Annotated in this window: 12 protein-coding genes; 9 read left to right on the top strand and 3 right to left on the bottom strand. The window is 39.0% G+C overall.

Features of this window, described 5'->3' with window-relative positions:
- Window positions 1-3: 3 nt before the first annotated feature.
- The 7 genes from recF (at window position 4) to MOQ65_RS04030 (ending at window position 6993) form a co-directional block, all read left to right on the top strand.
- Window positions 4-1104 (top strand): DNA replication/repair protein RecF, encoded by a 1101-nt coding sequence (gene recF, locus MOQ65_RS04060; RefSeq protein ID WP_257846744.1) that lies wholly within the window; start codon window positions 4-6, stop codon window positions 1102-1104.
- Entirely contained in the window at window positions 1091-1993 is a 903-nt protein-coding gene (locus MOQ65_RS04055) for a DciA family protein (RefSeq protein WP_257846743.1), read from the top strand. The genes recF and MOQ65_RS04055 overlap by 14 nt, the downstream gene beginning before the upstream one ends.
- 13 nt (window positions 1994-2006) lie before the next feature.
- Complete coding sequence (locus tag MOQ65_RS04050) at window positions 2007-2255, top strand: DUF370 domain-containing protein (RefSeq protein ID WP_105086251.1); 249 nt, start codon at window positions 2007-2009, stop codon at window positions 2253-2255.
- A 75-nt stretch (window positions 2256-2330) separates the two neighbouring features.
- Window positions 2331-4232, top strand: coding sequence for a DNA topoisomerase (ATP-hydrolyzing) subunit B (gene gyrB / locus MOQ65_RS04045; RefSeq protein ID WP_257846742.1), 1902 nt, complete (start codon window positions 2331-2333; stop codon window positions 4230-4232).
- A gap of 10 nt (window positions 4233-4242) precedes the next feature.
- Window positions 4243-5724, top strand: coding sequence for an amino acid permease (locus MOQ65_RS04040; protein WP_257846741.1), 1482 nt, complete (start codon window positions 4243-4245; stop codon window positions 5722-5724).
- Between the two features lie 254 nt (window positions 5725-5978).
- On the top strand, window positions 5979-6524 hold the full coding sequence (locus MOQ65_RS04035; protein ID WP_257846740.1) for a hypothetical protein: 546 nt from the start codon (window positions 5979-5981) through the stop codon (window positions 6522-6524).
- Between the two features lie 151 nt (window positions 6525-6675).
- Complete coding sequence (locus tag MOQ65_RS04030; RefSeq protein ID WP_195186134.1) at window positions 6676-6993, top strand: YbjQ family protein; 318 nt, start codon at window positions 6676-6678, stop codon at window positions 6991-6993.
- 71 nt (window positions 6994-7064) lie between these two features.
- Here the strand turns inward: MOQ65_RS04030 and MOQ65_RS04025 are convergent, their stop codons facing one another.
- From MOQ65_RS04025 to MOQ65_RS04015, 3 genes are all read right to left on the bottom strand, one after another.
- Window positions 7065-10127 carry an efflux RND transporter permease subunit gene (locus MOQ65_RS04025; RefSeq protein ID WP_257846739.1) on the bottom strand — a complete coding sequence of 1021 codons (3063 nt, stop codon included), beginning with the start codon at window positions 10125-10127 and terminating at the stop codon, window positions 7065-7067.
- Window positions 10124-11188 (bottom strand): efflux RND transporter periplasmic adaptor subunit, encoded by a 1065-nt coding sequence (locus tag MOQ65_RS04020; RefSeq protein WP_257846738.1) that lies wholly within the window; start codon window positions 11186-11188, stop codon window positions 10124-10126. The genes MOQ65_RS04025 and MOQ65_RS04020 overlap by 4 nt, the downstream gene beginning before the upstream one ends.
- Window positions 11189-11472: 284 nt before the next feature.
- Window positions 11473-12837 (bottom strand): hemolysin family protein, encoded by a 1365-nt coding sequence (locus tag MOQ65_RS04015; protein ID WP_257846737.1) that lies wholly within the window; start codon window positions 12835-12837, stop codon window positions 11473-11475.
- Between the two features lie 479 nt (window positions 12838-13316).
- Between MOQ65_RS04015 and MOQ65_RS04010 the strand changes: the two genes are divergently transcribed.
- Both MOQ65_RS04010 and MOQ65_RS04005 read left to right on the top strand, forming a co-directional pair.
- Complete coding sequence (locus tag MOQ65_RS04010; protein WP_257846736.1) at window positions 13317-13916, top strand: SAM-dependent methyltransferase; 600 nt, start codon at window positions 13317-13319, stop codon at window positions 13914-13916.
- 277 nt (window positions 13917-14193) lie between these two features.
- Window positions 14194-15279, top strand: coding sequence for a transcriptional regulator (locus MOQ65_RS04005; protein ID WP_257846735.1), 1086 nt, complete (start codon window positions 14194-14196; stop codon window positions 15277-15279).
- Window positions 15280-15392 lie beyond the last annotated feature (113 nt).

Raw genomic sequence — 15392 nt, 5'->3', positions numbered from 1 at the left:
TCGGTGAGAATTGACTCACTGCAATTATTCCAGTTTCGTAATTACAAGGATGTAACGATTCAGTTTAATCCGGAGATTATCGTTTTGCACGGCACCAATGGGGCTGGTAAGACGAATATTCTCGAATCGATTTATGTTGGTACCATTGGTAAAAGCCATCGGACCAACGATACATCGGATATGCTCATGTTCAATGCTGAGGAAGCAGGTATTGTTGTTAAGTTCGAGAAAAAGGATACACCTCAAAAGGTAAATATTAAGTTATTCCGCCAAGGTCCTAAGGATATTCGGTTAAACGATACTAAAATATCTCAGAAAGAACTGATAGGTACATTAAATACAGTTATCTTCTGTCCAGAGGATTTACAGCTCATCAAAGGAACGCCGTCGGGACGTAGACGTTTCCTTGATATGGAAATCTCTCAGACGAGTGCTACCTATTATCATCAATTAATGCAGTATAATCGGTTATTACAACAGCGTAATACGATTCTTAAAGAATATAGAGGTAAGCAGAACATTCCTCTTGAAGAATGGGATTTACAGCTAGCTGATATGGCGAGTTTTATTGTAAAGAAACGGTTAGAAAGCTTGAAAAAAATCAATCTTCTCATCGATTTGATGAACCGTAAATTGACGGGTGGCCTCGAGAATTTGACCATTGGTTATGAACAGCCATATATGGACAACGGATCCTTAGAATTTACAAAGGAAGGCTTTTACGAGCGCATTAAAGCAGCATTGCCACAGGATCGTCATCGGATGACCACCAGCGTAGGTCCTCACCGCGATGATCTTAGATTCTTCTCTGATGCGATGGATTTAAAGAAATTTGGATCCCAAGGACAGCAACGAACTGCTGTATTGTCCTTAAAGTTGAGCGAGCTTGAGTTTATTAAGTCCGAGGTTGGAGAATATCCAGTTCTGCTACTAGATGATGTATTGAGCGAACTTGATGAATCGAGACGAGCGAATTTATTGCAGTTTATTCATAAACGTATTCAAACATTTATTACTACTACAGATATTCACGATTTTAAAGATTTAAAATCGGTTCAATTTATTTCTTGTGAAGGGGGAAAGGTTCAGTATGGACAGCCTTGATCTTTGTTTACCAAAGGCCTTATCAAAACTGAATTTACTGGAACAATATAAATTAAATACCCTCGTTCACAAGTGGCGTGATGTAGTGGGCGATGTCATTGCGGAGCATACAAAAATTGTGTCTATCAAGCCGCCAGACATGGTTATCAGTGCAGATAATTCTATGTGGATGCAAGAAATGCAGATGCAAAAACGGCGTATCATCGAGGCGATAAACAAATATTACCATCAAGAGGTGATCAAAGATATTCGCTTCATTATGAAACGTCAGAGCTATGTGAAAGCAAATACTGATACATCGATTTCATTGCCTGATGAACAGATTCTTACAAAACGTATTAATTTCGCAGATATCGTACTTTCAAAAGAAGACGTAGAAGCCATCGATAAATCGTTAGAGAAGACAGATAACGAAGAATTACGAGCTGCTTTCAGAAAAATACAGATTACGGCTCGAAAGCGGGAAATCTATTTAGAGCAGCATGGGTATCATCGTTGTAAGCGATGCGGCATGCATATGGAATCTAAAAAAGAAATCTGTCCGACCTGTGAATATGAATTGCATCGAAAACATATTAAGGATATTAAGTCGGTTATTAGAAAGTATCCGTACTTTAAATACAGCGACTGTCAGCAGTTTATACAGTGTACCTTCCCAGATTTTGCAGAAGCCATGCGGGAATCCATATATTTTTACCTAGATAAAATTTATAAAGGGTCCATTAATCGCCGTCACATGTATATGGTGGCTATGCTCATCACTCATAAGAAGCCTGATGAGTTAACAGACCAGCATGTTATTAATTTGTGTAACAAATATCGATCTAAGTTCCTTGCAGAAGAGGAACAGCGGAAAATTGATTCATTAAATGGGACATTAGAAAAGTAGAGGAGGCATTCCTATGTACGTTCATATTGGGGATACCGTTTCCGTGCCTATCGAATCCATCATTACCATGGTGCACGCCAAGGGCGGAAAATCCCATAAAAGTCCTATTCATCACTATGAAACGCTAGAGTATATCGCCATGGTACCAGAGGAGCAGATCAAGACCTATGTGGTCACAGATGATTGCGTTTATGGATCTGGTATTAGTATTAAGACTTTAATGAGACGAATTGACGAGTTTTATAGTATAATAAAGAGATAAGATTTATTCTGTACATGTGTTGTACCAAATTTCAATCCAGTACAGTGTGATAGATTGTTAGGAGGAGTTTGTTTCATGCCTGAAGAAAATTATGGCGCTCAGAATATACAGGTTCTCGAGGGTCTTGACGCGGTACGTAAACGCCCTGGTATGTACATTGGTAGTACATCCATTCGCGGTTTACATCACCTCGTTTATGAAGTAGTAGATAACTCTGTTGACGAAGCGCTCGCAGGTTACGCTACACATATCGAAGTATCCATTAATAAAGATAACAGTATCACTGTTGTCGATGATGGTCGTGGTATCCCTACAGGGATGCATGAATCCGGTATGTCTGCGGTAGAGTTAGTATTAACAAAATTGCATGCTGGCGGTAAATTTGGCGGTGGTGGCTATAAGGTTTCTGGTGGCCTTCACGGCGTAGGTATTTCCGTAGTAAATGCGTTGAGTGAATGGACTAAGGTTCAAGTATCTCAAAATGGTATCGTTCAAGAGATTTCCTTTGCTCGTGGTCATAAAACTTCTGAGTTACACGAAATCGGTAAAGCAGAAGGTACTGGTACTACTGTTATCTTCAAGCCAGATGCTGAAATCTTTGAAACTACTGTATTCAACTTTGATACATTGAAAATTCGTTTACAAGAATTGGCATTCCTTAATAAAGGCCTTCGCATTACTTTGAGCGATTTGCGCCAAGAGGAACCTCGTGTTGAAAGCTTCCACTACGAAGGTGGTTTGAGTTCTTTCATTACCTTCTTGAACGAAAATAAAGAAGTAGTAAACCCAACTGTAATTTACATTGAAAATACAAAAGACGACGTAGTTGTAGACGTTGCATTGCAATATAACGATAGCTATAGCGAAAACTTGTTGTCCTTCGTAAATAACATCAATACCATTGACGGTGGTACTCACCTTTCTGGTTTCCGTGCTGCCTTGACTCGTACCCTCAATGATTACGGCCGTAAAGCTGGCTTAATCAAGGAAAATGAGTCCAACCTTTCCGGTGAAGACGTACGTGAAGGTTTGACAGCTGTTGTATCTGTAAAAGTATTGGAACCTCAATTTGAAGGCCAAACAAAAACTAAACTTGGCAATAGCGAAGTTAAAGGTATTACAGATGTTATCGTATCTGAAGGTCTTAGAACATTCTTCGAAGAACATCCTCAAGATGCGAAGAAAATCATCGAAAAAGCAACAATGGCAAGCCGTGCTCGTGAGGCCGCTCGTAAAGCCCGCGACTTAACTCGCCGTAAAAATGCGTTGGAAGTATCTAGCCTTCCTGGTAAATTGGCAGATTGCTCTGAAAAAGATACATCTATGACTGAAATTTATCTAGTCGAAGGTGACTCTGCGGGCGGTTCTGCAAAACAAGGTCGTGACCGTCGTTACCAAGCGATTTTGCCATTGCGTGGTAAAATCCTTAACGTAGAAAAAGCGCGCCTTGATAAGATTTTAGCGAATAACGAAATTCGTTCCATGATTACTGCTTTCGGTACTGGCATTGGTGAAGAATTCGATATTACTAAATCTCGTTATAACAAGATTATTATCATGACAGATGCGGACGTTGATGGTGCTCATATCCGTACCTTGTTATTAACATTCTTCTACCGTTATATGAAACCATTGGTAGAGGAAGGTCATATCTACATTGCTCAACCACCTTTGTACCAAATCAAGAAGGGCAAGTCCCACTGGTATGTATACTCTGATGCAGAGCTTACAGCTAAACTTGATGAAGTAGGCCGCGATGGTATTACAATCCAACGTTACAAAGGTTTAGGTGAAATGAATCCTGAACAATTATGGGAAACTACAATGAACCCTGAAAATCGTACGATTTTACAAGTTAGCTTAGAGGATTCTATCGAAGCTGATAAAATCTTTACTGTTCTCATGGGCGATAAAGTAGAACCTCGTCGTAAATTTATTGAAGATAACGCAAAATACGTGCGTAATCTAGATTTGTAAGAGGTGACCCATGGCTGAAAATCAAAATAATAACGTAGAGTTTACCTCTAATAAAGATCAACATTTAAAACGTTCCCTAAAGGCGCGTCATATGAATATGATCGCTTTAGGTGGCGCTATCGGTACCGGCTTATTCGTAGCTGGTGGTGAAGTGGTAAGTACAGCGGGCCCTGGTGGTGCGCTTGTAGCTTACGGCCTCATTGGTATCATGGTGTACTTCCTCATGACATCTCTTGGGGAAATGGCTACGTACTTGCCGATTCCAGGTTCCTTCGGGACCTATGCAAAACGCTATGTAGATCCTGCCTTTGGTTTTGCCTTAGGTTGGAACTATTGGTTTAACTGGGCTATTACCTTGGCTGCTGAAGTATTAGCGGGGGCGCTGATCATGAAATATTGGTTCCCTGATGTGCCTGCTATCGTATGGTCTGCTCTGTTCTTGCTCGTTTTATTCGGCTTGAACTATTTGTCTACTCGTTCCTTTGGTGAAAGTGAATATGTATTCTCTAGCATCAAGGTTATTACTGTATTCGTATTCCTATTCTGCGGCTTCATGCTCATCTTTGGCATTGGCGGCACATCTCCAGGATTTGCGAACTGGACAGTAGGGGAAGCGCCATTCGTAGGTGGTTGGGAATCTATCCTCGCTATCTTTATGGTAGCTGGTTTCTCCTTCCAAGGTACTGAGCTTATCGGCGTAGCCGCTGGTGAAGCAGAAGACCCTGAAAAGAACGTGCCAAAAGCGATTAATACAATCTTCTGGCGTATTCTATTGTTCTATATCGGTGCTTTCATCGTTATCGGTTTCTTAATTCCTTACACTGATCCAAACCTATTGAATTCTAGTGTAGAGAATGTATCTATTTCTCCATTTACACTCGTATTCGACCGCTTTGGTTTTGCCTTTGCTGCTAGTTTTATCAATGCTATCATCTTAACGGCAGTACTCAGTGCTGGTAACTCTGGTCTCTATTCTTCTACACGTATGTTGTATGCACTTGCTAAAGAAGGACAAGCACCAAAAATCTTCGGTAAGCTTAATAAACGTGGTGTTCCAGTACCAGCGTTAATCTTAACTACAGCAATCGGTTTATTTGCATTCCTTACAAGCTTCATCGGCGAAGGTACTGCATATACTTGGATTGTTAATATCTCTGGTCTATGCGGTTTCATCGCATGGGTTGGTATCGCTGTTTCTCACTATCGCTTCCGCCGTGCCTTCATTGCACAAGGTAGAGATCTTAAAGAATTACCTTACAAAGCGTGGTTGTTCCCAATTGGCCCAATCTTGGCGTTCATTCTTTGCGTCATCATCATTGCTGGTCAAAACTACTCCGCTTTCACAGGCGATACAATCGACTGGTATGGCGTATCCGTTGCGTACATCGGATTGCCAATCTTCTTCGCAGTATACTTAGGTTACAAATATATCAAGAAAACAAAACTTGTTCCTTTGAAAGAGGTTAACCTAGACCGCGATTTCGATAAATAATAATTGATTCAATTACTATTTAATTAATAAAATAATAAAATCCTACTTAATGATCTTTCCTGTGAAAGTAAATTAAGTAGGATTTTTTTGTATTTATACTAGTTATAATGTATGATATATATATTGGAATTTTAAAATATTAAAAAATAATTTATGTAATAATAAGTTATAAATGACTATATAAAAGTTACTATTTAAGATTCTTAATAATAAATATAGTAAGAATTAATGTGATTAGTATAGGAGAGAATACTATGAAAAAATTTATTACCTTTATATTAGCAGCTATATCAATATTATCTATCTCTATATTATTTACTGGATGTGGAACACAAACAGTAGATGACATAACAGGTGAATATATTTTAGTTAGAGATGGACAGGAGATAAAAGAAGATAACAAACATTATTATCTTATAGTTTTAGAAAAAGATATAACTAAGCAGAATAAACCAGCTATTAAAGTACGTTTTACTGAACAACGATATAATTCAGATTTAGATAAATACTATTATGTAAATCGTGATTTCTATATGGATCCTAAAACATTACAATCATTTGACTCAGAAAAAAATCATTTTAGTATCAATGATAAAAAGAATATTTTAGTAAATAACGTAGAATATAAAAAAATATCATCTAACGTGGTAAATAAAGATGATACAAATTATACAGCTCATAATTTAATTCAAGATTTAGTAAAAATACCAAAATTTAATGAATTACATTATAAACGTGAGCGTATACGAGATGAATTCAGCGGTTATAAAACTGAATTAGAAAAACTAGTTTATTATTAATATCAACAAAATAGCAAAGAATAAAATAATCATATAAAAGAGCTGTTCAGTATATACATAATGAACAGCTCTTTTTTGGTGATTGTATTTCTGTGAAAGCCTTGCTATAATTAATCAAAATATATTGTAGTCAATTAGAAAGGATACAATTATGATTATTACTACAACTATGCATATTGAAAATAAACCTGTACAAGAGTACAAGGGTATTGTATTTGGTGAGGTCGTAGAAGGCCGTAACTTTGTGAAAGATTTCATGTCTGGCATTCGTGACATCGTTGGTGGCCGTAGTGGCAGCTATGAAGATTCTTTGATGAAAGCTCGCCAAGCAGCTCTTGATGAAATGTCTCAACGGGCTTCTAAATTGGGTGCTAATGCTGTTATCGGTGTATCATTCCAATACAGCACAGTAGGTGCAGAAAACGGTATGCTCATGGTTACATGCAATGGTACAGCCGTTGTAGTTTAATAGGTAATAGACTATAAGTTTCCATGTATTATTGTAACTAAAAACAGCAGGGTGGAAGCCCTGCTGTTTTTTTATTTTATCTTATACCATGTTGCGTACATAACTGGTAGTACGATGAGTGTTAGAACAGTTGCCACTAGTAGGCCGCCGCTAAAGGCGATGGCAAGTGGGCTCCAGAATACAGATCCCATAAGAGGAATCATGCCTAAAATCGCTGCGATAGCGGTGAGCATGATCGGACGGAAACGAAGTGTAGCGGAGTTGATAATCGCTTCAAGTGGTTTTTGTCCTTCTGCTTTGTGGATTTCAATTTGGTCTAACAAGATAATGGAGTTACGGATGATCATACCCGAAAGGGCGATGATACCTAGAATAGCCATAAAGCCTAATGGTGTTCTCGTAATATTGAGAGCTAATACGACGCCGATTAATCCAAGAGGCGCTGTGAGCAAAGCCATAATCATGAAAGCAATACGCTTTAATTGGAACATGAGGATTGTCATGATCACAAAGAGCATAATTGGCATTGGTGTTGCTAGATTTTGTACAGCTGTAACGCTCTTTTCAGCGGCTCCATCAAGTTCAATGGTATAGCCTGTAGGCAAGGAGTCGCGAATGTCTTGTAAGGATTTATAAACCTCTTTTGTTTTTGCATTGCCTAAAACACCGGCTTTTACATTAGCGTGAATGCTGATGGATGGCATCATGTTACGATGCCAGATGATACCATCCTCTTGTGTCATGGTGATAGTTGCAATTTGGCTAAGCGGTACGTAGGAACCATTGCCTGTTTGAATCGGTAAGGAGGATAGAGCACTTAAGTTATGTTGCTCATTATCTCCTAAACGGAATGTAACAGGAATCGTTTGGTTACCTTCATAGTATTCCCCAGATTTAGTGCCAGATAATAGACTTTGTAAGTGTAAGGATACAGCATAGCTATCGATGCCGAGTAATCGAGCCTTGTTAGGGTCGATATGAACATTGGCTACTGGTTCCGTATCTGGCCAGTCAAAGGCAATATTCTGTAAATCCTTGTCACCTTGCATTTTGCTTTTTACTTGGTTCGCAATGTCTTTTACCACCTTTTGATCAGGACCTGCTACGCGGAGCATCACTGGATATTTAGATGGTGGCCCAATTTGTATAAATTGAGCATTTACGAGGGCTGAAGGAAATTCTTCATTTAAATAAGAAGTTAATTCACCATAGAGTTTATCTCGATCCTCTAAGGATTTTGTAACGATAACGTACTGCAAGAAGTTATTTCGTTGCAACTCAGGTTCTAAGGTGAGAACGAAACGCGGAGAACCTTGTCCTATATAGGATGTAAAGGTCGAAATGTGTTCGTTACCTTGTAAATGTTCATCGATGATTTTTGCCTGATTTGCAGTGTATTCAATAGATGAACTTTGAGGAAATTGCATGGATACGATAATTTCATTACGCGTTGATGATGGGAAAAATTCCTGCTTGATTAATGGTAGTGAAAGTAGGGATAATACAAAGGCACCTAAGGTGATGAGTAATACTACCTTATGATGGCCTAAAGCCCAATGTAATAGTTTTTCAAATTTATCATAGAATGTAACACTGAGCTTGTGCATGATACGGTCTCGTTTATTCCATTCTGATTCAGGTTTTGGAGCCTTATTTTCGATGATTTTATAACCGAGAACAGGGCTGACGAGAACAGAGGCGAACCAAGATAGGATGAGCGCCATAAATACAACGATGGATAGAGATTTTGTAAACTCTGCTACCATGCCTTCTGCGAGTGCTAATGGTAAGAAGCCAGCACAGGTAATGAGCGTACCAGATAGCATAGGGAATGCTGTCGATTGATAAGCAAAGGTGGCAGATCTAAAGTGACCCCAACCTTCTTCGAGCTTAACGCTCATCATTTCTACAACGATGATGGCATCGTCTACGAGGAGGCCTAGAGCCAGTATTAACGCACCTAGACTAACCTTGTGCAGATAAATGCCACTTTCATACATCAAAATGAATGTGGTAGACACAACGACAGGAATCGTGAGGGCTACGACCACACCTGTACGCAAGCCAAGGGATGCAAAGCTTACGAGCAATACGATGGCGATAGCTTCAAATAGAGATTGAGAGAAATCGCCAATGGATTCTTTAACAATATGTGGCTGATTTGATACTTGATCGAGCTCAAGGCCTGCAGGAATAGTTTTCTTCAATTCTGCTAGCTTTTTATCGATAGCTTCACCAAATTCTATATTATTGCCACCTGCATCCATGGAGATGGCAATACCGATAGCTGGCTTGCCTTCATAGTAGAATTGAGGATTGCTAGGGTCTTGGTAGGTCATGGTTACATCAGCCATGTCGCCAAGGCGCAAGGTTTGATTATTGATGCGAATTGGCATATCTTGTACGGCTTGTGGACTATCGAATAGGCCGTTCACGCGGAGATACACATTATTCGTATCCGTCGTAATCATACCAGCTGGAACCATCATACTTTGCTGTTTGATAGCTGTTAATAGCTGTTGTGTACTGATTTTATAGGATGCTAATTTATCCTTATTAATCGTTACATTAAGGGTTTGTTGTTGAACCCCAATGAGGCTGATTTTCTTAACATTTGGAACAGATAACAACTGACGTTTTAAGTCTTCTGCTTGTTGACGCTTTTCTTCGTAGGAGAATTCATCGCCGCTAATGGCGTAGATAATGCCGTATACATCATCAAATCTGTCGTTGATGGTTGGTCCTTGAACGCCTTGTGGTAATGACTTCCATTCGTCGTTGATCATGTTCCGCGCTTCTTCCCAAGCGGGACGGATTTTATCGGATGGTAGATTTTCTTTCAGATTAATATAAATAACTGATTTACTGCCATCTGTGAAAGATTTTGTATAATCGACGCCAGGTAGGTCGCGCAGTTTTTCTTCTAATTTGTCCGTTACCTGATCCGACATTTCTTGTGGGGAAGCTCCCGGCCAAGCAACGCCGACTACCATGGTGCGCATTGTAAAGTCTGGGTCTTCCATACGGCCCATGTGGTTGTATGAGAAGATACCAAAGGTGAGGAGCACAGCCATAAAGTAATAGATAATGGACTTATGTTTGAGGGCCCATTCGGCTAAGTTAAATTGTTTCATTGACTAACCGCCGTCCCTTCTTGTAATTGTTGGGTACCTGCGGTGATGACAATGTCACCCTTAGCTAAACCAGACGTAACGATGACGGAGTTCTTACCAAACTCACCAGTCTTAATCGGCACGAGATGAGCCTTTTTATCTCGAATGATATACACTGCATTATTGCCGTTAGAGTCTTTCACAAGAGCCGTTAACGGAATGGAAATATTAGTGCTATCTGTAGTAGATAGATTTACATTGATCGTCATGCCTAGTTGTACCTCTTTTGGAGGATTTTGTAAGGTAATTTTTACGGTATACGTTCTTGCCACAGGGTCAGGAACTGGTGAAATTTCACGGACCACGCCTTGCACGGTTACATCAGGTAGAGCCCAGAATGTAATAGTGGCAGGGCTACCTACATGCACCTTAGTCAATTCTTGTTCAGGAAGGGCGATGACTGCTTCTGGGTCGCGACCAGCTGCTAAGGTACCAACGCTTTGACCAGCTGCTACGACTTGGCCTGTTTCAATATTGAAAGCAGTGATAATACCTGTATCAGGGGCTGTTAAATTTGTATAGCTATTTTGATTACTACTCAAGTTGAGGCTGGCCTGTGCTTGTTGTAATTGAGCAGATGTGGCATTTAATTGGTTTTCTGCTTGATCTAATTGCAACTTACTAATCGCTTGTTGTGCATAGAGTTCGCGATATCGTTTTGCATTAGTTTCTGCTAATTCATAAGCCGATTGAGCAGCTTTCACAGCACCTTCAGCATTTTGTACTTGAGCTGATGTATCTGAACCATTGATTTGAGCAATTACTTGGCCTGCTTGCACAGCATCACCGACATTTACAAATTTATTGAGGACACGACCCCCAATTTGAAAGGCTAAGTTTGTTTCCGTTTTATTATGGATAGTGCCTGCATAGCCAGCACTAGTAGTACCAGATTCTTCACCGATGGTGATGGTGCGCACCTTGAGGCTAGTATCCTCAGGTTGCTTTTCAGATCCGCAACCACTGATTATAGCAGTCCCTATTAAAAGGGCTCCTATGGTTGCTATGACTCGTTGATTCATAGAATCTCTCCTTTATACCACACATAAGCCCTATGACACAGAACTACACATTAGTAATCATAGGACTATATATTTTATGAAAGTAACTCTAATTTAGCCATTAGAGTTATTTTAGATAATAGCTCTATTAGATTTTATTATATATTTTATACAATTTAATAATACTATATTTATATGTAAACGGCTAGGGGGATATATAAAAAGTGAGTCCTCCATAGGAGAACTCACTCTTTATATATCTACAATGCTCATAAATCTACAAGCTAGTAGGAAGCTAGTAGGTATTACTCTTTTTCTTCTGTTTCTTGTACTACGATAGGTTCTTCATAGGTTACAAGAATTTTGTCGATACGAGTATTATCCATATCTACAACTTCAAAGGTATAGCCATTCCATTTTGCTTTGTCTAATTCTTTTGGAATGCGACCAAAGAGAACGTTTAATAGACCGCCCATTGTTTTGTACAAGTCTTTTTCTTCGCCTGGTAATTCTTCATCGATGTGGAAGAATTCTTTAAATTCGTCTACGTCGAGAAGGCCATCTACAAGCCAGGAGCCGTCTTCACGTTCGACGATTTTATTTTCTTCTTCCTTGATTTCTTCTTCACCGGAAGGCATGAGACCTACGATTTCTTCCATGATGTCATGTAAGGTTACAAGACCACTGAAACCACCGTACTCGTCGAGAACGATGGTTTCATGAACGCCTTCTGTACGGAGTACGTTCAACAATTTCATGAGCGTTATTGATTCTGGAATGAGTAATGGTTCTTTCAAACAAGATTCAATAATATCATGAATAGAGCGTTCGCTAGGACGTTGCATGATCTGTACCAATACGTCAGATACAGTTACGAGACCCTTTAGTTCGTCCAAGGAATCGGTACCTACAGGAATGCGGTAATGGTTAGCATTTTTGAGGACTTCCATAATTTCATCCTCTGTGCCATTAAGGTCAATCCATTTGAGCTGTGTACGAGGTGTCATGATGTCGCCAGCGTTCATATCTGCTAAGTGGAAGATATTTTCTACGAGGATAGGTTCCTCTTCTTCATAAGCACCCATAGCAACGCCTTCGGTGAGCATCTTATTGATTTCAGACTCTGTAACAGGCGCCTCTTCTTTCACAGTCACGCCTAGTAATTTTAAGAGGAATTCTGTGGAAACACCAAGGAAGCTAACGATAGGTTTTAATGCTACAGATAACCAGTAAATCGGTTTTGCTACGACTACGGCGATGCTTTCAGGACTATTTAAGGCCAACCGTTTTGGTACGAGCTCGCCAATAACGAGGGATAAATAGGTGATAATAGCAACGATGAGTAAGGAGCTAATGGATGCTGCATAAGGCTCAATACTTGGAATATTAGCTACTAAAATCTCTTCTAAAGGACCAGAGAAGGTCGCACCAGAATACAAACCAGTTAAAATACCAACGAGGGTAATACCAATTTGAATAGTAGAAAACATATTATTTGGATTCTCTGCTAATTCAAAGGCTTTTTTTGCACGCTCATTGCCTGCCTCTGCCATTTCTTCGAGTTTACGTTTTTTAGCATTGACGATGGCCAATTCCGTCATAGAGAATAAGCCGTTTGCTATGATTAATACGATGATAATTATAAAATCTAAGGTCAGATCACTGTCCATGTAAGTAGACACTCCTTTTTTATGACATATCATTCTGCACATGAGAATAATAAAATATTACTCTTTAGTATACCATATTGGCATCAATAAATGTTTGACATAATAAAAGCACCCAAAAGGGTGCTTTTATTGTATACTATAGGTGTTACTGCCCCAGACTGGTAACAGAAAGGGGGTGAAAACGTGTTTGACACTTTGATTTCCTTAATAGTATCCATCGTAGCAGGTGTAACCTGTCACTACATCTGCAAGTGGCTAGATAGATACTTCCGTCAGTAACTAGCACAAAAAAAGGAGGGCCGCCACCCTCCTTTTTTGTTTGCGTGAAAACGTGTCTCACATTGACTTCCTTTGTCATATATTATGATACATGATTACCTTTAATTTGTAAATATTGCTCTAATAAGGGTATAGTATATATATTAATTTTAGTATTGAAATAGGGCATACAATTGGGAACTCATGATGGGATTAGATATATGACAAGTGAACAGGAATGGGAACAGGTTTTACAAATAAAAACAGCAGGCCGCGATGATAGTCGGTCAGATACGGAGCATCATCCGTATGAGCCGACAGATTATTGCGTCCTAGAGCGCTTGGCGAACAGCGGTCATATTCGTAAGAAACATACCCTCATCGATTATGGCAGTGGCAAGGGCCGTGTTAGCATTTTTATGGCCTACCAAACGGGCTGTCACTCCATCGGTATCGAATATGATGAACGATTGTATGAAAAGGCTCTTATCAATGGTGAAAGCCCAGCAGCTCGCAATCGTGTGAGTTTTGTGCTAGGTGATGCGGCGCTCTATGAATTGCCAGCTCAAGCAGATCGATGCTTTTTCTTTAATCCCTTTGCACTCCATACGATTAAGCGCGTTCTAGGAAATATTTTTGATTCCCTGTATCATCATCCGCGTGAAATTAAACTATTTTTCTACTATGTTAACGAAGAGGTAGAAAACTTCTTAAATAACCATGTGCGACTTGAACAAGAAGAACCTATCGATTGCAGCGATTTATTTGAAGAAAGCGATGAAAAGGAACGAATTTTAGTATATTCAGTTAATTTATTTTAATGTATTCAGTTAACTGTATTTAGTATGTAAGAAACCTCAATGTTGAAGTCTTGTTTTAGTGGTTCTAAATTTGTACGACTAGGACATCATTCAAATTGAGGTTTTATTCTATTTTTAAGGTACTTTCACCTAGATTATTAAGGAAAAAGCAGATAAATTCTGATATAATAATATATTAGAGATTATAAAATCAAATTATTTTTTATGGTTCTATACATTGATTCGTATGCACTAAGTTAGTGGATAGGGCTGAGTGTATTGAAGACTGGAGGTACCCGTGGAAATCATCGATACAGCATTGATTGAACGTATTCGCAAGGCCTTAATTAAACGTTATGATCGAGATCAACAGATCCAACAAATGATAGAAGAAATCGGTGCCGAAGAGGGACTCAATGAAACTGAATTGGCTATCATTTACCAAGCTTATTTAGAGATTAAGGAACGCATATACTATACATCCTCTCTCATTGATTTGTGGAATCAAATTGAAGAGGTTCAAAAACGGATGTCCATGTTGCATACCTATGATTCTCTTGAAGAGGATTTGTTTGGCAATGTATTAGGCGACGATAAAGAGGATATTATCATTTCTGATGGATCTTATCTTGGTAAGGGTGCTAGTCATAATAATGATGTATACGCTATGGAACAGGTCCAATTATCGGATATTCCTGTACAGCATGATTCTACAGTGGGCATGAACCATATTAAATTGAACGAATTGCATTCTATGGGCGGTCTTTTTACAGGATCTGGTGAAAGCTCCCAACATGAGATATCGGACCTTGATGAAGACATTGTAGAGCATATGGATGTAAATCCATTAGAAGGTGTGGAAAGCTTAGAAGTCCATCACATGGATGAAGAAAATATGTCCTCTATTGATCCATATACAGCAGTAAATGCTTTATTATTCGGTAAGTCTGGCTTAGATTCAGATAAAGCCAATAAGAAGATGGAAAAGCTTCTTAAAAAGCAATTGAAACGCGTAGATGATGAATGGGCGCGTATCAATGGAACTGACGTAAAAAAATCCAAGGACGAAAAAAAATCTAAAGAAGATAAGAAATCTAAGGGTGACAAGAAATCCAAAGAGGATAAAAAGTCCAAAGATGGTAAAAAGTCTAAAGAGGATAAAAAGGACAAAAAACATAAAAAGTCTAAGGAAGACAAACATTCTAAATCCGAAGATAAGTTAAAGAAAAAGAAAGACAAGGCTGAAAAGAAGCTTAAAGTCTTAAATGACAAGTTAAAAACCGTCTTTTTAGGCGATACTTTCAGTAAAAAAGATAAGAATAAAGACAAGAAAAAGGATAAAAAATCCAAAAAGGATAAATCCGAAAAAAAGCAAAAACGATAGTTTCTGTACGGAATAGTAAGTCCTCTGAACAGAGAACCAAGGAGAGTACTAGTGCGAAGAAATCGGCAAGTGCTGGAACTATCGACCGTGGATGCGGTAAATGCAAGCGATGT

The organism is Veillonella faecalis (assembly GCF_024677885.1).
Taxonomy (GTDB): domain Bacteria; phylum Bacillota; class Negativicutes; order Veillonellales; family Veillonellaceae; genus Veillonella; species Veillonella nakazawae.
Note: the sequence above shows the minus strand (reverse complement) of the source record. Positions and strands in the feature narration are given on the sequence as shown.